The organism is Streptomyces sp. NBC_00322 (assembly GCF_036147535.1).
Classification (GTDB): domain Bacteria; phylum Actinomycetota; class Actinomycetes; order Streptomycetales; family Streptomycetaceae; genus Streptomyces.
On sequence record NZ_CP108019.1, the window covers coordinates 781,336 to 798,552 of the forward strand.

14 protein-coding genes are annotated in these 17,217 nt (G+C 69.9%); 7 read left to right on the forward strand and 7 right to left on the reverse strand.

Translation table 11 applies throughout. The features are described 5' to 3' along the window. Window positions 1-27: 27 nt before the first annotated feature. Window positions 28-765, reverse strand: coding sequence for a class I SAM-dependent methyltransferase (locus OG905_RS03565; protein WP_328666124.1), 738 nt, complete (start codon window positions 763-765; stop codon window positions 28-30). 342 nt (window positions 766-1,107) lie between these two features. Continuing rightward, window positions 1,108-1,617, reverse strand: a complete 510-nt coding sequence (locus tag OG905_RS03570) for a hypothetical protein (protein WP_328666125.1) — start codon at window positions 1,615-1,617, stop codon at window positions 1,108-1,110. A 456-nt stretch (window positions 1,618-2,073) separates the two neighbouring features. On the opposite strand from OG905_RS03570, the gene OG905_RS03575 reads away from it, so the two are divergent. The 3 genes from OG905_RS03575 to OG905_RS03585 all read left to right on the forward strand — a co-directional run bounded on the left by OG905_RS03575 (window position 2,074) and on the right by OG905_RS03585 (window position 8,091). Then, a complete protein-coding gene (locus OG905_RS03575; RefSeq protein WP_328666126.1) occupies window positions 2,074-3,492 on the forward strand; it encodes an APC family permease in 1,419 nt (472 codons plus the stop codon). A gap of 192 nt (window positions 3,493-3,684) precedes the next feature. Beyond that, window positions 3,685-7,548 (forward strand): nSTAND1 domain-containing NTPase, encoded by a 3,864-nt coding sequence (locus tag OG905_RS03580; RefSeq protein ID WP_328666127.1) that lies wholly within the window; start codon window positions 3,685-3,687, stop codon window positions 7,546-7,548. A gap of 84 nt (window positions 7,549-7,632) precedes the next feature. Then, the gene (locus OG905_RS03585) at window positions 7,633-8,091 is read left to right on the forward strand and encodes a DUF5709 domain-containing protein (protein WP_328666128.1); all 459 of its coding nucleotides are present in this window, start codon (window positions 7,633-7,635) and stop codon (window positions 8,089-8,091) included. A 57-nt stretch (window positions 8,092-8,148) separates the two neighbouring features. Here OG905_RS03585 and OG905_RS03590 read toward each other — a convergent pair whose 3' ends face one another. The 4 genes from OG905_RS03590 to OG905_RS03605 all read right to left on the reverse strand — a co-directional run bounded on the left by OG905_RS03590 (window position 8,149) and on the right by OG905_RS03605 (window position 10,043). After that, a complete protein-coding gene (locus tag OG905_RS03590; protein WP_328666129.1) occupies window positions 8,149-8,406 on the reverse strand; it encodes a type B 50S ribosomal protein L31 in 258 nt (85 codons plus the stop codon). A 56-nt stretch (window positions 8,407-8,462) separates the two neighbouring features. Then, a complete protein-coding gene (gene rpmG / locus OG905_RS03595; RefSeq protein ID WP_328666130.1) occupies window positions 8,463-8,627 on the reverse strand; it encodes a 50S ribosomal protein L33 in 165 nt (54 codons plus the stop codon). A 106-nt stretch (window positions 8,628-8,733) separates the two neighbouring features. Continuing rightward, window positions 8,734-9,261 (reverse strand): SixA phosphatase family protein, encoded by a 528-nt coding sequence (locus OG905_RS03600; RefSeq protein ID WP_328666131.1) that lies wholly within the window; start codon window positions 9,259-9,261, stop codon window positions 8,734-8,736. After that, complete coding sequence (locus tag OG905_RS03605; RefSeq protein ID WP_328666132.1) at window positions 9,258-10,043, reverse strand: hypothetical protein; 786 nt, start codon at window positions 10,041-10,043, stop codon at window positions 9,258-9,260. The genes OG905_RS03600 and OG905_RS03605 overlap by 4 nt, the downstream gene beginning before the upstream one ends. 202 nt (window positions 10,044-10,245) lie before the next feature. On the opposite strand from OG905_RS03605, the gene OG905_RS03610 reads away from it, so the two are divergent. Continuing rightward, entirely contained in the window at window positions 10,246-10,791 is a 546-nt protein-coding gene (locus tag OG905_RS03610; RefSeq protein ID WP_328666133.1) for a hypothetical protein, read from the forward strand. A 32-nt stretch (window positions 10,792-10,823) separates the two neighbouring features. On the opposite strand, the gene OG905_RS03615 is transcribed toward OG905_RS03610, so the two are convergent. Next, the gene (locus tag OG905_RS03615; protein WP_328666134.1) at window positions 10,824-11,393 is read right to left on the reverse strand and encodes a CchlQ; all 570 of its coding nucleotides are present in this window, start codon (window positions 11,391-11,393) and stop codon (window positions 10,824-10,826) included. Between the two features lie 203 nt (window positions 11,394-11,596). Here OG905_RS03615 and OG905_RS03620 point away from each other — a divergent pair, with 203 nt between their 5' ends. From OG905_RS03620 to OG905_RS03630, 3 genes are all read left to right on the forward strand, one after another. Next, window positions 11,597-13,153 carry a M4 family metallopeptidase gene (locus OG905_RS03620; RefSeq protein ID WP_328666135.1) on the forward strand — a complete coding sequence of 519 codons (1,557 nt, stop codon included), beginning with the start codon at window positions 11,597-11,599 and terminating at the stop codon, window positions 13,151-13,153. A gap of 194 nt (window positions 13,154-13,347) precedes the next feature. After that, the gene (gene nhaA, locus OG905_RS03625; protein WP_328682011.1) at window positions 13,348-15,210 is read left to right on the forward strand and encodes a Na+/H+ antiporter NhaA; all 1,863 of its coding nucleotides are present in this window, start codon (window positions 13,348-13,350) and stop codon (window positions 15,208-15,210) included. A gap of 67 nt (window positions 15,211-15,277) precedes the next feature. Beyond that, the gene (locus OG905_RS03630; protein WP_328666136.1) at window positions 15,278-16,645 is read left to right on the forward strand and encodes a pyridoxal phosphate-dependent decarboxylase family protein; all 1,368 of its coding nucleotides are present in this window, start codon (window positions 15,278-15,280) and stop codon (window positions 16,643-16,645) included. The last annotated feature ends 572 nt before the right edge of the window (window positions 16,646-17,217 follow it).

A 17,217-nucleotide genomic window follows, 5' to 3' on the forward strand; every position in this document is an offset into this window, starting at 1 on the left:
GGTCCTGGACGAGATGACTCGGCCTGATTACGGCTGTTCGTCGTGGCGGAACAGGGCTGTCCAGAGGAAGGGTTCGCCGAAGCAGGGGGACTCGGGTGGTTCGTCGCGCATGCGGCGCAGCTCGACCTCCGCCTGGCCGGAGAAGATCCAGCGCAGAGACTCCGGCGTGTAGGCGAGTCCGCCGTGCAGGCGGGACTGGCGGTAGAAGTCGGCGTCGGGGAGTTCTGAACCCATCTCGCCGGCCGCGAAGCAGGTAAGGGCGAGATGACCGCCGGGCACCAGGGCCCGGTCGAGGAGGGCGAGGTAGCTGATACGGCGGTGCGGCGGCAGGTGGTGGAAACAGCCGGAGTCGTAGATCAGGTCGTACGGGCCGCCGAGTTCGGTGCCGACGATGCTGAAGGCGTCACCGCAGTGGAATCGGACCTCGGCCCCCGCCTCACGGGCGCGGTCCTCGGCCCAGGCGATGGCCGCCGGGGAGAGATCGACGGCGTCCACCTCGAAGCCCAGCGAGGCGAGGTGGAGCGCGTTGCGGCCAGGGCCGCAGCCCAGGTCGAGGGCGCGGCCCCGGGTGATCAGGCCGCGGTCGAGGTACGAGACCAGGTTCTCGTCCGGTTTGCTCACGAAGAACGGCACCGGTTTGGTTCGGTCCGCGTAGAACCCGTCCCACCAGGATGCGGCGTCGGCCGTCCAGCGGTCGGCCTCCGGCGCGAACAGGCTGTCCAGGAGCCTGAGTACATCGTCCACGGTGCGTATGTCCCGGTCCATCCGGTCCCCCTTCCCGATCAGGCGAGGGTAGGTCGGACTGGCACGAACGACCAGATCAGACCGTGTGTCCGGACGCTGCCGTCGGTCGCGTGAGGGGCTCGGCCGACGATGAGGAGGCCGTCACCCACGGGTGAGGCCGACCGGCGCTCTCGCTCCCGACGACGGCCGTCACGGGGGTAGTCCCGGCAGCGCCGATCCGGGTTTCCGGGCGGTCCGCCGGACGATGGAGCCCACGCGGAGCGTCGGCCACTGACGACAAACCTCCCGGCCATGGCGACCGGGAGGCAACGCGGTGGCCGCACTTACCGAATGGCGTTACGAGACAGGTGCGCTGACTGCCTGTCAGGCATCCTCGAAGTAGGCGTCCAGGACCGTGTCGAATTCCGCCGTCCACTCCTTGAGGTGGCTCCTGGCCGGGGCATCGACCTCGGCGTCGAACCAGCGGCGGGTCGACAAGTGGACCGTGACGGTGAACCGGCGGCCGAATCGCGCGGGCTTGACCTCGACGGCGCCGAGTTCGTCCCAGCGGAACTCGGCCTCCTGGTCGTCCAGCCGGAACCGGATGCCGTCGCGGTCCGCCCTGATCGAACCGCGGCGGTCTGCGACCTCGAAGACCGGGCCGCTCGCCCCGTCCTCCGCCTCAGCGGCGGCGCCCTCCTCGTCGGGGGTGGGCGCATCCTCCGGGGCGGCCGCGTCGGGCTCCGGCTCCACGGACTGCTCCGGGACCGGCTCCTTCACCTCCTCGGCCTCTGCCGTCCCGGCAGGGCGGGGGGCCGTGAGGCCTGGGATGTACGCCGGGTCGGTCCCAACGGCGGACTCGAGTGGGATGTTTGGATCTACGCGCTGTTCCACGACGGGCAGTATGGTCGATGAACCTGTGCGCGACCACTCTGTGTCCGAGGTTGTCGGCCATCGGCACGCCCCAACGCAAAGACTGCGAAACCATGTGGGCCGCGCGACTGCGATTCCCGCAGGGCCACCGTCACTGTCTGTGGCCGACTTTGCCCGCAGCGCCGCTTCGCATTTCGAAGCCAATCACGCCAGTACCCCTGCGTTTCAAAGGCGATCGGCCTGGCGGAGCGGTGGAATCAGTCGCCCGCCAGCTCGCACTCACTCCCGCACCTTGCTTCGAAAACCGCCGTGCCTGACGCCATTCACAACGAATTCCGAAGGTTAACGAGGGTTGACGTTCCGGATTCGGCGGGTTTCCATAACGCGCCGGGAGTGGATGAACCACAGCCAGTCCAGCCACGGAGGCGATAGCACTCCCGCCGTCACTCGTCACGCCCAGTCGATCGGAACCGCTCCATGACCGACATGCTCAGCCAGCCGCTCACAGCCGACCCAGCACCTGCGGGGACAGACTCCGGCGGCCAGGACGGGCCGCACACACTCAAGCGTTCCATCGGCGTCGTCGGCGGGACACTGCTGACCCTCTCGTGCGTGACACCCGCCTCCACACTGTTCGTGGTCGTGCCCGATCTCTTCGCGAGCCTCGGCACCGCCACTGCTCTCACCATCGCGATCGGCTCGCTCCTCTGTATCGCTGTCGCGTTCTGTTACTCGGAGTTGGGCACCCTGATTCCCAGCGCGGGAGGCGAGTACGCCATCGTCACCACGCTGACCGGCCGACTGGCCGGGTGGCTGGTATTCGTCCTGTCGCTGCTGGTCGTGATGATCGTGCCGCCCGTGATCGCCATGGGCACGGCGGACTACCTCGCCCCGCTGGTCCACGTACCGGCCGAGGCCGCCGGCGCCGGAGTCATGCTGCTGGCCACCCTCGCCGGTCTCCTCGACCTGCGCGCCAACGCCTGGATCACCGGTGTCTTCCTGGTCCTCGAAGTCATCGCGGCCGCCGTCGTGGCCGTCCTCGGCTTCGCCCACACCGAGCGCGGCGCCGGCAGCCTCGTCCACGGCGTGGTCGCGGGCGACAGCGGCTCACCAGGCCCGGTCAACGCAATGCTGATCGTCTCGGGCCTGGCCATCGCCCTCTTCGTCACTCAGGGCTTCTCCACCGCCGTCTACCTCTCCGAAGAGATGGAGAACCCGCGGCGCAACGTGGCGCGTACTGTCCTCACCACCCTGGCCATCTCGGCGGCCGTCATCCTCGTCCCGGTGGTCGCGATCACCATGGGCGCCCCCGACCTCGCGGCCCTCACCTCCGGTGACATCAGCACGATGGTCACCGCCTGGAGCAATTCGGCGGTCGGCACGTTCGTGAGCCTCTGCGTCGCGCTCGCGATCATCAACGCGGGCATCGTCATGGTCATTCAGAACTCCCGCGTGCTGTTCGCCTCCGCCCGCGACAAGGCTTGGCCCGAGCCGGTCAACAACGCCCTGTCCCGCCTCGGCCGGTTCGGCTCGCCGTGGGTCGCCACGCTCGTGGTCGGAGTCCCCGGCGCGGCCCTGTGCTTCGTCAACCTCGACACCCTGTACGGCGTGACCGGTGTCTCCGTGACGGGGATGTACCTGCTCGTCGCGATCGCCGCGCTCGCTGCCCGCCGCGCCTCGCACAAGGAGCTGCCCGCCTGGCGGATGCCGCTCTGGCCCGCCGTGCCCCTCGTGCTGATCGCCGTACTCGTCTACATCCTCAGTCAGCAGGAAACGCAGTACCTGCTGTGGACCGGCGGCATCATGGCGACGGCCACCGTGTACTGGGCCCTCTACCTCCGCCCCCGGCAGGACTCCCGCTGGCTGGTCACGCTCCCCAAGGACATGCGCCCCTGACACAACAGGGCTGTCGAGCACGAGCCGCGTGGCGGGGCACCCGTACTGACGTCTACGGGGTCCCGCCCACGGGTGCTGTCCCAGCTCAGTGACCGCCATCGGCCGAAAGTCACCGGATCTCGGTCCGACCCCCGCTGTAGCCTGGGCACCAGCCGTACCGTGGCTTGCGCACGAAATGCCAAGGGGTGCTCTTTGTGGGAGCAGCAGGATGGACAGGAACCCACCGACCAGGGCGAGTTACCTGACGGCGCGCCGGTGTCCTTCCCCGCGCAACTGAGGCGCCTGCGCGGCCGGCGAGGCCTGTCACTGGCCGACCTGGCGCGTCAGACGCACTACAGCAAAGGCTACTTGAGCAAGATCGAGACGGGTTCGAAGCCTGCGACCTTCGACGTCGCGCGGCGCTGTGACCAGGTGCTGCGAGCAGGAGGCGAGCTGCTTCGGCTGTTGCCCGAGGCTGCTTCACCGGACGCCGGCAGGGGTACGGGTGCCGCGGCAGGGCCGGGGTCCGGTGGCGAATGTCCGTACCAGGGCCTGTCGGCGTTCACGTCGCACGATGCCGGATGGTTCTTCGGGCGCGAGCGTGTCACCGCCACCCTCGTCGACCGGGTCTTCGAACGGATCGGTGGCGGACCGCTGTTGCTTGTCGCACCCTCCGGAGGGGGCAAGTCCTCGCTGCTCAACGCCGGCCTCGTGCCCGCCCTGCGCCGCAGGGGCGCCTTCCCGATGCCGGGTGCGGAGGCGTGGCCCGTGGTGATGTTCACCCCCACGGCTCATCCGCTGGACGAACTCCTGGACTGTACCGGGAAGGTCCTCGGCACCTCGCTCGACATCGCCGCCCAGGAGCTACAGGACCGCCCGCATGTGCTGCTGGACGCCGTCCGCACGATGTCGGCCCCGCCGCCCGGGGGCCCCGGGGACCGCGAACCTCCGCCCAACCGACTGGTGTTGCTCGTCGATCAGTTCGAGGAGCTCTTCACCCTGTGCGCCGACGAGGCCGAGCGACGCGCGTTCGTATCCGTGCTCTCGGCGGTGGCCACGTCCGGCCCGGCGGCAGGCGAACAGAGTCCCGCAGTCGTGGTCCTCGGTGTGCGGGCCGACTTCTCCGGGCACTGCCTCGACGTTCCCGAACTGGCCTCCGTCTTCACGGACGCGCTGTTCGTACTGCCCCCGATGTCCATGGAGGAACTGCAGGAGTCGATCACCCGTCCGGCGGAGCTGGCCGGTCTGACACTCGAACCGGGTCTGGTCCAACTCCTTCTCCGTGACGCGGGGTTACGCAACGAGCCGGGCAGGCCGCCCCACCACACGCCGCCCGGCGCACTGCCACTCCTGTCCCACACGCTGAGGGCCACCTGGCAGCAGCGCGACGGCTCCACTCTGACGGTCGCCGGATACGAGCGCACCGGCGGCATCCAGGGCGCGATCGCGCGGACCGCCGAGGACGTGTTCGCGCGCCTCTACCCCGTAGAACAGAAGACGATCCGCCGCATCCTGGTACGGCTGGTCCATGTCGCGGACGGCGCCGGGCCGACCCGGCGCCGGATGAGCCGTACCTCCCTGATGGAACAGCTGGTGGACACGGACGGGGCGGCCGCCGCGCTCGACGCCTTCGTGCGGGCCCGGCTCATCACCCTCGACCGGGACACCGTGGAGATCACCCACGAGGCCCTCCTGCACGCCTGGCCACGACTGCACGGCTGGATCAACGCCGACCGGGCGGGACTTCTGATCCATCAGCAACTGGCCCACGACGCGGGCGAATGGGAGCGCGAGGGGCGCGACCCTTCCCACCTCTACCGCGGCAGCCGGCTCGCCGCTGCCCGCGGCTGGGCCGACGATCTCGACGGGCGGACCCAACTCACTCCGCTGGAGGGGAAGTTCCTTCAGTCCAGTCAGGCGGAGCAGCGCAGCGCGGAGGAGCGCGCCAGGCGCCAGGTCCGGCAGCAGCGCCGGCTCATGGCCACACTCGCCGTGCTGCTGCTCCTGGCCGTCACCGCCGGCGCCCTCGCCTATCACCAGCGCGCCGGCGCACTCGCGCAGGGACGTGTCGCCCGATCTCAGGCCCTTGCCGCACAGTCCATCTCTCTGGCAGCGGGCCAGCCGGAGGCGTCGCTGCTGCTGGCCGAGCAGGCCTACCGCACCTCGGCGACGACGGAGGCGCGCGGAGCCCTGCTCAGCACGCAGGCGCAGTACTTCTCCGCCCGGCTCACCGGGCACAGCGGTCCGGTCAACTGCGTGGTCTTCGCCCCGGACAACAGGTCGCTGGCAACGGCGAGTTCCGACGGCACGGTGAAGCTGTGGCGAGTGGCCGACCGTCGGCAGATCGCGACGTTCACCGTCCCCGGGCGGGTGCGCGCGGTCGCCTTCAGCCCCGACGGGCGCACGCTCGCCGCGACCTCGACCGACGGCCCCGTACGGCTCTGGGACACCACGAGCCACCGTACGAAAGCCGTTCTTCCCGCCGCCACCAGAGCCGCCCGGGCACTGGCCTTCGCCCCCCACGGGACCGCGCTCGCCACCGCCGGTCCCGACGGAAGGATCAGACTGTGGCAGGCCTCGGGGGACCACGGGGCCATGGCGACCCTCGCCGGTCATGACGGAGACATCAACGCCCTTGCCTACGCCCCGGACGGTCTGGCACTGGTGTCCGCCGGCGCGGATCGCACCGTACGGCTGTGGGACGCGGTCCATGCCCGCCCGACGGCCGTGCTCCGGGGTCATACCGACGAGGTACTGGGAGTGGCGTTCGCTCCGGACGGGCGAAGCGTCGTCAGCGGCGGCGTCGACCGGACCGTGCGGCTGTGGGACCTGGCGGGCCGCAGGGCGACCTCGACGCTGACCGGGCACAGCGACGACATCAACGCCGTCGCCTACACCCCGGACGGCACCACAGTGATCAGCGCCGGCGGCGACGGCTCAACCCGTCTGTGGGACGTGCGCAGCGGCCGCCTGACCAGCACCCTGTCGGGCCACACCGACTACGTACAGGGGGTGGCCGTCGACTCCGGCGGCTCGGTGGTGGCCACGGCCGGGTTCGACGACTCCGTTGTGCTGTGGGACCTGCGCAGATCGGTCCTGACGGCGCGTCCGTTCACCGAGATCTGGAAGGCCGCCTACAGCCCGGACGGGGGGCAGCTGGCGACGGCGGACGCCGATCACACGGTTCGGCTGTGGGACGTGCCGGAGCGGCGTCTGCTCGCCACATTCAACGGACACAGCGGAACCGTGTTCTCCGTGGCCTTCAGCCCCGACGGACGCACCCTCGCCTCCGCCGGATCCGACCGCACCATCCGCCTGTGGGACCTGCCGCGGCGACGGCTGCTCGCCACACTCGCCGGCCACACCGGAGCAGTGTTCTCGGTCACCTTCAGCCCCGACGGACACACCCTGGCCTCCGCCGGATCCGACCGCACCATCCGCCTGTGGGACCTCTCGCGGCGACGGCTGCTCGCCACACTCACCGGCCACACCGACTTCGCCAACGATGTCGCCTTCAGCCCCGACGGCCGGACCCTGGCGAGCGCGGGGGACGACCTGACCGTGCGGCTGTGGGACGTTCCCGGGCGTCGCGCCCTGGCCTCGCTCACCGGGCATACCGGCGCGGTGCGGGGGGTGGACTTCGGTCCGGACGGGCTGACTCTGGCGAGCAGCAGCAACGACGGCACCGTACGGCTGTGGGACACCTCGCGGCGCCGCACGGTGGCGATACTGACCGGCCACACCGGCTCCGTACGGGGGGTCGCCTTCTCCGCCGACGGCCGCACCCTGGCGAGCAGCGGCAATGACCGGACGGTGCGACTGTGGGACGTTCCCGGGCGCCGTTTGGTGGCGGCTCTGGCCGGTCACAGCAACGCGGTGTGGGGCGTCGCCTTCGCGCCCGACGGCCGGACGGTGGCCAGCAGCAGCAACGACGGCACCGTACGGCTCTGGAATCTGGACACGGCTGCCCGGCTCGCGGAGATCTGCCGGCTGAGAGCCACCATCGGCGCCGATGAGCGGGACAAGCTCATGCCCGGCCTTGCCCTCTCCCGCGGTTCCGGCTGCGGCCGTCCATGATCGAGCTTGCAGAAATGCGCTCCACGAGGAGCCTGGCGCCGCAACCTGGCGGAAACTGAAAACACAGGGCCGTGAGGAGGAGACATGAGCGAGAGCTCCATGGGCGACGAGGTCTACCAGCCGGACGGGTCCGACGTACAGGACGACGCCGGGCTGCTGGACGCCGAAGACACGCTCGAGGATCCCGCGCTGCAGATCCTCTCCGACGGATACTCCCCACCGGAGCGGCCATGGGCCGTTGACCGGGTGGGCACCACCGCGGAGGAACAGCACCGCCGCGAGAGCCTGGACGAGCGGCTGGCCGAGGAAGCACCCGACGTCACCGTTCCCGTCGGCGACGGGCTGGGAGACGCCTGGGACACGGACGGGGAGCTGATCGACGACGAGGTCGGACAGGAGCGCGCCGGCCGGCTCGTGGCCCCTGACGAGGGGGCGCACTCCGGCCTGGAGAAGGACATGATCGCTACCGACGTCGGTATCGACGGCGCCGCCTCGGCGGAAGAGGCGGCGATGCATCTGATCCCGGAGTCCGAGCAGTTCTGACCCGCACATGACTGCGGTGGGCGCCCGACTGAGCGCCCACCGGGGGACGTGGGGTGATCAGCCCCGGGAGGCCGCGGATGCGTAGCGGCGCTCGAACCGTTCGATGCGGCCGGCGGTGTCCACGACCCGCGAGGTTCCGGTGTAGAACGGATGGCTGGCAGAGGAGATCTCCACGTCGATGACGGGGTAGCTGTTGCCGTCCTCCCACTCCACGCGCTGGGCGGAGTCCGCGGTCGAGGTCGTCAGGAACGCGGTGCCCGCCGCACGGTCACGGAAGACGACCGGCCGGGATATGGGGTGGATACGAGACTTCATGCGCGGATCCTTCGCTTGAGACGGGCGTTTGGCCGGCTGCGGTGTACGGGAGCGGGTCAGCGTTCCTCGCGGAACACGACGTGCTGCCCGAGGGTGGGGTCGTACTTGCGCAGGAGCAGGCGATCGGGGTTGTTGCGCCGGTTCTTGCGGGTGGCGTAGGTGTGACCGGTTCCGGCAGTCGACCGGAGTGTGATGACCGGTCGGGTGTCGCTTCGTGCCATGCGGTGCCTCCAGATGGTCATTGTTACCAGTAGCGTGCTGATGCTGGTAACGCGCCGAGGTCCTGTCGCATTCCCCGGCCCCTCAGGTGGACACCGGTGCCACGGGTCAGGGCTTCGCGCCGCGGGGCACGACCATCCCGGTCAGCCGGGCCGCTCCCTCGTCGAGATCCGACCAGGCGCCCGGCACCCGCAGGACAGCGATGGCGGACGTCGGGAATTTCGTACGCGTCTGCTCCAGCGCCATGCCGTCCGCCTCGCCGGCCAGCATCAGGACCAGGTCCTGCATGCCGGGGTTGTGCCCGATCAGCATCAGCGTGCGTACGTGTGCGGGAGTCTCCCGTACGACGTCGAGCAGTTCCGTCGCATCCGCGCCGTACAGGCGTACGTCGTGGATCACCGGCGTCGTGACGCCGAACTCCGCCGAGGCGAGGTCCCACGTCCGGCGCGTGCGGCGGGCGGTGGAACAGACAGCGAGGTCAGGCACGCAGTCGGCCTCTCGCAGCCAGCGGCCCGCGACCGGGGCGTCGCGTCGGCCTCGCGGGGCCAGAGGCCGCTCGTGGTCGGCCACATCGTCGGGCCAGGCGGACTTGGCGTGCCGCAGCACGACCAGGCGCCGGAAGTCTGCAGCTGTCATGGCGTCTCCCGCTGCTGGTGGCCGACCTCGCGTGCCAGGTCAAGTCCGAGGACACGGTCGAGATGGGCGAAGGTCTCGAACTTCGCTCCGGCCGGGACGTCCGGGTCCCGTTCCAGGCCGGACAGCAAGTCCAGGACGGCTGGGACGCCGAGATTGTCGTCGAGCGCGGCATAGGCCTGTCGCCGCAGGTCGGCGGGGATCGGCCGGGACGGCTCCTGCGCCCAGTCGGCCACCTGTTGTCGCCAGTGCCGCAATGCCCTCCCGGCTTCGGCGAGCCCGGCGGGAGTGACGGCGACCGGCACGCTGTGGGCGTGGCCGAGAAGAAGCATCCTGACGGCGAGGGGATCCTCGACGCCCACGTCGTCCGCACGTCCAGGGCTGACGCCGCCCACGTCGATCCGCGCTCCTTCGGCGGCATCGCTGTCGGTGCCGTGAGCGAACAGGTGCACGTCGGCGGGGGTGCCGCGTGACCCGGTCGCATCGTGAGTGTCGACGGCGGCGGGCGGATGGATGCCGAGTGCGCCCATGGCTCGGTCGAGCGCCCGGGCCTGCTCGTACGGCAGGTCCGGTGCGGTGAGGACCATGACGGCCTGCAGGCCGTGCAACTCCGCCGCGCGCGCCATCACGTCGCCGACCAGGGGCGCCCGCAGATGCGCCGCGCTGATCTCGGTGCCGCTCGCGGTGTCGATGACAGGCAGGTGGACGCAGATGCGCAGCAGATGGCGGTGTCCGGGGGGAATCTCCACGAGGTGACCGGTGCGGGTGTCGGCGATACGCAGCATGCTGTGGAGGCTAGTCCCGGGAACCTCCGGTGTGCGGGATGCCGGTCGACGGCGCCGTGAACCACGCAGCATCGGTGTGGTGCCACCGGGCGATGGACGGCGCACACTGAAGGTGCGCGCACAGCGTGCCGGTTTATGGGGTTCACCGCAGCTGTTGATCTTCCACTGACGAGATCTGGTCGGGCTGTGACCAGGAGGAGCCATGCCCGTAGATGCCGCTCACAACCCTCCGTCCCACATATCCCTTGTCACACAGGACCTGCTGCACCGCGCGGCCCGCATGCTCGGACGCCGACGGCCCGCCGGACGTACGACTCCGGAGCGGCCCGCTCGATCCGAGCAGCTCAGAACCCTGGCGGACGTCCTCGACGCGGCGGTCGCCGCGCAGCCGCTGGCGGACCAGGTGGTGGCCGCGTGCGGAGAGCCGGAGCGGGTACCGGGTGCCGTCGCCAAAGCGGCCGGGGAGCAGGTGGTGGTCTACCACCGCCTGCGGGGGATGGTGCGCGCCCTTCCCGCGGACGGCGACGTCGCCGAGGTCCGCGAGCGCGCCGTACGGCTGCTGTCCTACCACCAGTGGATGCTGCACCAGTCGCTCGTCTTCGCCTTCAGTACGAACCCGGACTCCCGTGTGGAGGCCGCGCGGCTCGAGCTGAACGGACTGGGGGCGCCTGCCGATGCTCTCCGCGAGCTGCGTGACCAGGTCCGGACCGCCGCGGAGGGCGTTCCGGACGAGAAGAGCAGGTCCTGAGGGGCAGGTCATGAGCGGCAGGAGCGCGTCGTCTACGTCCCGGTGACGACGGCGGCCTGGCAGATCGGGCATCGGTCCCTGCCGTCCCACCCGTCCCATCCGAAATCCTCGGGCGCGAGCGGCTTTCCTTCCAACTCCCCGCGCACCGCGACCCGATAGGTCCAGACCGTGCCGATGTAGGGGTGGTACGCATCGTGGAAGGCGGGTGATGTCAGCGACTCGCCTGCCGCGACCGTACGTTGCAGAGCGCGCAGCTGCTGGAACATCGTCTGCCCGGCGGCGGCGACCTCGGTGGTCGCGTCGATGAACAGCCGTTCCCGTACTTCGTGGATCGCGGCATCGCTCAGCGCCTCGCGGGCCGCCGTGTCCAGGTCGGCTTCGGCGCCCGGGGCCTGGGCGATCTGGCGCAGCCGCGCGTGGCAGGCTCCGGCGGCGGTGATGAACTCGATGTACACGGCCCGTCGCCGCTCCCCCACTCCTCGGTCCTGTTCATGGCGATGGCGAAGGTAGTCGGCCAGAACAGTGCCGGAAATGGCGATGGAGCCACCGCTGACCGCCGCGACGAGCGTCCCCCAGTCCACGTCTCCCCCAGAAGTGATCAAACGTCAAAGCCTGGAATCTACGCGTCCCTTGGCGCTCGAAACAGAGGGGGGTCGCTCGCCGGGTAACGGACAACACTGAAGCCCATTCGGACAAGAACTGGTCAAAAAATTGTGAGGTAATTGTTGACACTCTGTCAATTTCGTTCAGTCGGTGGCACGTTCGAGAGTGATCTACCCCCCACTGACCGAACGACGGAGATCGCATGACCCCCCACAAGAACACCCGGCGCGCCGCTGCTCTCGTCGCCACGGCCGCCATGGTGGTCGTCGGCGTACAGACCGCTTCCGCCGCTACGGCACCCGACCGCGCGGGCGACCCCACCCCCGCCCCGACGAGCGTGTCCGCGCGTGCCGCCGCCATCAAGTCCGCTCAGGCCGACGCCACTTCGGCTGCGGCGGAGCTCGGCCTCGGCGCCAAGGAGAAGCTGGTCGTCCGTGACGTCGTCAAGGACGCCGACGGCACCGTGCACACCCGCTACGAGCGCACGTACGCCGGACTGCCCGTCCTCGGCGGTGACCTCGTCACGCACGCCGCCGAAAACGGCAGCCTCAAGAGCGTGGACAAGGCGAACGACGCCCAGATATCGGTGGCGACCACCGATGCCGTACGCAAAGCCGCGGCCGGCGCCCGCAAGGTGATCTGGGCGCGCGACGGCAAGCCCGTCCTCGCCTTCGAGACCGTCAAGACCGGTGTGCAGAAGGACGGTACGCCGAGCAGGCTGCACATCGTCACGGACGCCACCACGGGCAGGAAGCTGCACCAGTACGAGGCCATCGAGACGGGCACAGGCGCCAGCCAGTACAGCGGCGAGGTCCCCCTCACCACCACCAAGAACGGCTCCGGATTCGAGCTCACCGACGGCGAGCGCGGAGGCCACAAGACGTACGACCTCAACCAGGGCCAGAGCGGCACCGGCAAGCTGCTCACGGACGACGACGACAAGTGGGGCAGCGGCAGCAACGACAACCGGCAGACCGCCGGCGTCGACGCCGCCTACGGCGCCGCCATGACATGGGACTTCTACAAGGCCGAGCTCGGCCGCAGCGGTATCGCGGGCGACGGCAAAGCCGCGTACTCCCGGGTCCACTACGGCCAGTCGTACGTCAACGCCTTCTGGGACGACAGCTGCTTCTGCATGACGTACGGCGACGGCGAGGGCGACAAGAAGTCCCTCACCGAGCTCGACGTGGCCGGGCACGAGATGAGCCACGGCCTGACCTCCCGCACCGCGGGCCTCGAGTACAGCGGTGAGTCGGGCGGTCTCAACGAGGCCACCAGCGACATCTTCGGCACCTCGGTGGAGTTCTTCGCCAACAACAAGGAGGACATCGGCGACTACCTCATCGGCGAAGAGATCGACATCAACGGCGACGGCACGCCCCTGCGTTACATGGACAAGCCCAGCAAGGACGGCAAGTCCCTGGACGCCTGGAAGGCCGGCGCCGGAGATGTGGACGTCCACTACTCCTCCGGCATCGCCAACCACTTCTTCTACCTGCTGTCCGAGGGCAGCGGCAAGAAGACGATCAACGGGGTCGACTACGACTCACCGACCTCGGACGGCTCGACGGTCTCCGGGATCGGCCGGGATAAGGCCTACAAGATCTGGTACAAGGCGCTCACCACGTACATGACCTCGACGACCGACTACAAGGCCGCCCGTGAGGCGACCGTGAAGGCGGCCAACGACCTGTACGGCGCGGACGGCACGGAGGCGAAGACGGTCGCCGCTGCCTGGGGCGCGGTCAACGTGAAGTAACGGCGTCTGTCTGGACGCTGCGCCGTGGCGGTGGGTGCTGATTCGGCCTTGGACGATGCCGTACCGGGCGTCGTCGCCCACCGCTTCGGGGCCCGGCGACACCACGGGTGACACGGCGATCCGCGCGACAGCAGGCCCGAGGGCCGGGTACGGGAGAGAATCACCGCGTGACCGAACCCTCCGCGGCCGGAAGCATGTCCGGGCAGACCGTGTGCGGCGACGACTTGCGGACGCCGTGGCGGCACTTCCTGCGGACCGAGACGGGCAGTGCCACGTTCCTGCTGGCCGCGGTGGTGGTGGCGCTGGTCTGGGCAAATATCTGGCCCGGCTCCTACGACACCTTCTGGGGCACGCACCTGTCGCTGGAGCTGGGTTCCCATGGCGTGTCGCTCGACCTGCGCGATTGGGTCAACAACGGTCTGATGACCCTGTTCTTCTTCGTCGTCGGCCTCGAAGCCCGGCGAGAGTTCGACATGGGGGAACTGCGCGAACGGCGTCGGGTCACGCTTCCGCTGCTCGTCGGTATCGCCGGCATGGTCGTACCGGTGGCCATCTTTCTCGGCATCAACAGTGGCCACGCCTCGGTGCACGGCTGGGGCGTCGCGATGTCCACGGACACCGCCTTCGCCCTTGGCATGCTGGCCCTGCTCGGCTCGCGCCTGCCGGCCGGCCTGCGGGTCTTCATCCTCACGGTCACGGTCGTCGACGACTTCGTCGCGCTCGGCGTCATCGCGGTCGCCTACAGTGACCGCATCGTCGTCCCGGCCCTCCTGGTGGCGCTGGGCATCTTCGGCGCCATTCTGGGGCTGCGGGCCGCAGGCGTACGCCCCGGTCCGGTGTACGCGCTGCTCGCGATCGCCACCTGGACGGCGCTGCTGAAGTCCGGCGTCGACCCGGTGGTCACCGGTCTGGCCGTGGGGCTGATCACGTACGCGTATCCGGCGGCCCGGAGCGACCTGGAGCGGGCGAGCGGGCTGTTCCGGCTGTTCCGCGAGCAGCCGACACCAGAGCTCGAGCGCTCGGTACGGCAGGGACTGGCATCGGCCATCTCGCCGAACGAGCGGCTGCAGCGGATGTTCCATCCGTGGACGAGCTATGTGATCGTGCCGCTGTTCGCGCTGGCCAATACGGGCATCCCGATCGGCGCCCATGAGCTGTCGCGCGCCGCGGACTCACCCGTCACGCTCGGCATCCTGCTCGGCTTCGTCCTGGGCAAGCCGGTCGCGGTTCTCGGTACGTCGTGGCTGGCGTTCCGGTTCAGCCACGGGCGGCTGCGCCCGCCGGTCGGCTGGGGCGCGACGGCGGCCGGCGGCACCATCGCGGGCGTCGGCTTCACCGTGTCCCTGCTGATCGCGACCCTGGCCTTCAGCGGCGACCAGCTGGAAGAGGCGAAGATCGGCATCCTCAGCGCGGTGATCTGCGCCTTCGCCCTCACCTGGGCGGTCACGGCCGTGATCCGGCTGCTGCCGCGCCGTACGCAGATTCGTGCACTGCTGGGCGCGACAGAGGGCATCGTCGACCTCGCCGCGCCTGTCGACCCCGAACGCGACCACATCCGCGGGCGCCCGGACGCCGCGGTGACCGTGGTCGAGTACGGCGACTTCGAATGCCCCTACTGCGGTCAGGCGGAACCCGTCGTCCGCGCTCTCCTCGCCGACTTCGGGGATGTCCGCTACGTCTGGCGGCACCTGCCCCTGACCGACGTCCACCCCCGGGCACAGCTCGCGGCGGAAGCGTCCGAGGCAGCGGCCGTGCAGGACGCCTTCTGGCGGCTGCACGACCTCCTCATGGAACACCAGGACGCGCTGAAGCCCTCGGATCTGATCCGCTACGCGGAGGAGATCGGTCTGGACGTCCAGCGCTTCCAGCGCGACCTGCGCAAGCGGATGGGCGCGGGACGGGTGGCCGAGGACGTGGAATCCGCCGACCTCAGCGGCGTGTCCGGGACACCGACCTTCTTCGTCAACGGGATCCGCCACCACGGCGCCTACGACATCGGCCACCTCTCCGCGGCCGTACGAACGGCCCGCCAGCGGGCAGCCGTCCGCCAGACATAGCCGGCCGATTCCGCCCCGGTTCCGCCCCCGGTTGCGTGGCGGCCGCACCTGTCTCATAGTCCGAGGCATGGATGCGCGGGAGACAGCGCTGCACCAGGCGTACGACCACGCCGTCCGCTGGCTGGCGAGCCTGTCCGATCGCCCCGTTCCGGCTCGCGCCTCGGTCGACGAGATCGTGCGCGCGCTCGGGACCGAGCTGCCGCAGGATCCGAGCACCCCCGCCGACGTCGTCGAGCTTCTGGCCACCGCCTGCGAGCCGGGACTCACCGCGTTTCCCAGTGGCCGCTTCTACGGGTTCGTGGTCGGCGGCAGTGAACCGGCCGCGCTGGCCACCGACTGGCTGGTCAGCGCCTGGGACCAGAACAGCGTCATGCGCGCCGTCTCACCCGCGCACGCGGCCGTGGAGGACATCGCCGGCGCGTGGCTGCTCGACCTGCTGGGTCTGCCGGCCGACAGCGCCGTCGGCTTCACCACCGGCGCCACGATGTCGAGCTTCACCTGCCTCGCCGCCGGACGCGACGCGGTGCTGCGGCGCGCGGGCTGGAACGTCGCCCGCGACGGGCTCGCGGGCGGACCGCCCGTACATGTCATCGCTGGCGAGGACCGCCACATGGCCATCGACCTGGGCCTGCGCTACCTGGGGCTCGGCGAACCCGAACTGGTGAAGTCAGACGATCAGGGACGCATCGAGCCCGAGGCGCTGCGGCACGCCCTGGCTGCCGGCGGACAGCGCCCCACGATCGTGATCCTCCAGGCGGGAGACATCCACTCCGGTGCCTTCGACCCCTTCACCGAGACGGTCGGCGCCGCTCACGAGGCGGACGCGTGGGTGCACGTCGACGGCGCGTTCGGACTGTGGGCGGCCGCCTCACCCGCGTACGCCCATCTGATGGCGGGCTGCGCCGACGCCGACTCGTGGGCGACGGATGCCCACAAGACCCTGAACGTTCCGTACGACTGCGGCCTCGCCATCGTGCGCGACCCGTCCGCACTCCGGGCGGCGATGGGCCTCCAAGGCGACTACCTCATCCAGGACGAACACGGCGACCCCATCGACAAGGTCCCCGAACTCTCCCGGCGCGGCAGGGCCTTCACCGTGTGGGCCGCGCTCAGGTCGCTCGGCCGGTCCGGTGTGGCCGACCTGATCGACCGGCTGTGCCGGCACGCCTCCACGTTCGCGACCGGTATCTCCGGGATCGACGGGGCGACGGTGCTCAACGACGTCGAGTTCACCCAGGTCTGCGCCGAGTTCGGCGACGACGAACGCACGGAACGGGTACTTACCCGGCTGCTCGCCGACGGCACGGCGTGGATCAGCGGCTCCACCTGGCACGGCCGCGGCGTCATGCGGATCTCGGTGAGCAACTGGTCGACGACGGACGAGGACGTGGAGCGCACGCTGGACGCGATCCGGCGCGCGGCCGCCGGCCCCTGACGCGGCGACCGTCATCCTCAACGACGCTTTGGCCTGCTCGAGTTACCGGCAAGCGTACGGCCACCTGCCAGGTCTGACCAGTATCCCGGCCCGGAGGGGTGGATCACGAACGCGGCGCACGGCCCCGGCCGTCCCGGGTTGCGGGTGACGACCTGCTCGATCGCCGAATGGCAGACCGAGGCCCGCGACGCACTGCTGCAACACCACATCGACTACGCCGCCAGTTGGTCATTGTCATACCGCTGTGCGTGGAGAAGGACGTCGCATTCGTCTGCCTCTCGACGACGGTCCGACCACCACGCCAACGCGCCGAGTGGGCCTCCAGCTCACTGACCACCCACTGGTGCCCGACCTCTCACCAGGCAATCCCCAGAACGGGTACCGATTCCCGCGCGGGTGATTCGAACTATGGATCACGACCCCTCTGCCCAGTCCTGGCAAGCACCGGGCGGAGCGGTCGAACTTTCGAGCGACGACTCGACCGTTACGCGCCGCTGATCAGCAACGTTGTTCATGCGCTGACCCCAGTCACCGACGTCCGAGGAGCCTTCATGCATCCACATGCCAACGTC

Excerpts from the sequence above, each read along its gene's own strand:
- OG905_RS03575 (WP_328666126.1), top strand. The coding sequence starts at position 2,074 with ATGACCGACATGCTCAGCCAGCCGCTCACAGCCGACCCAGCACCTGCG.
- OG905_RS03630 (WP_328666136.1), top strand. The coding sequence starts at position 15,278 with ATGGATGCGCGGGAGACAGCGCTGCACCAGGCGTACGACCACGCCGTC.
- OG905_RS03585 (WP_328666128.1), top strand. The coding sequence starts at position 7,633 with ATGAGCGAGAGCTCCATGGGCGACGAGGTCTACCAGCCGGACGGGTCC.
- OG905_RS03565 (WP_328666124.1), bottom strand. The coding sequence starts at position 765 with ATGGACCGGGACATACGCACCGTGGACGATGTACTCAGGCTCCTGGAC.
- OG905_RS03600 (WP_328666131.1), bottom strand. The coding sequence starts at position 9,261 with ATGACAGCTGCAGACTTCCGGCGCCTGGTCGTGCTGCGGCACGCCAAG.
- OG905_RS03590 (WP_328666129.1), bottom strand. The coding sequence starts at position 8,406 with ATGAAGTCTCGTATCCACCCCATATCCCGGCCGGTCGTCTTCCGTGAC.
- rpmG (WP_328666130.1), bottom strand. The coding sequence starts at position 8,627 with ATGGCACGAAGCGACACCCGACCGGTCATCACACTCCGGTCGACTGCC.
- OG905_RS03605 (WP_328666132.1), bottom strand. The coding sequence starts at position 10,043 with ATGCTGCGTATCGCCGACACCCGCACCGGTCACCTCGTGGAGATTCCC.
- nhaA (WP_328682011.1), top strand. The coding sequence starts at position 13,348 with ATGTCCGGGCAGACCGTGTGCGGCGACGACTTGCGGACGCCGTGGCGG.
- OG905_RS03610 (WP_328666133.1), top strand. The coding sequence starts at position 10,246 with ATGCCCGTAGATGCCGCTCACAACCCTCCGTCCCACATATCCCTTGTC.
- OG905_RS03620 (WP_328666135.1), top strand. The coding sequence starts at position 11,597 with ATGACCCCCCACAAGAACACCCGGCGCGCCGCTGCTCTCGTCGCCACG.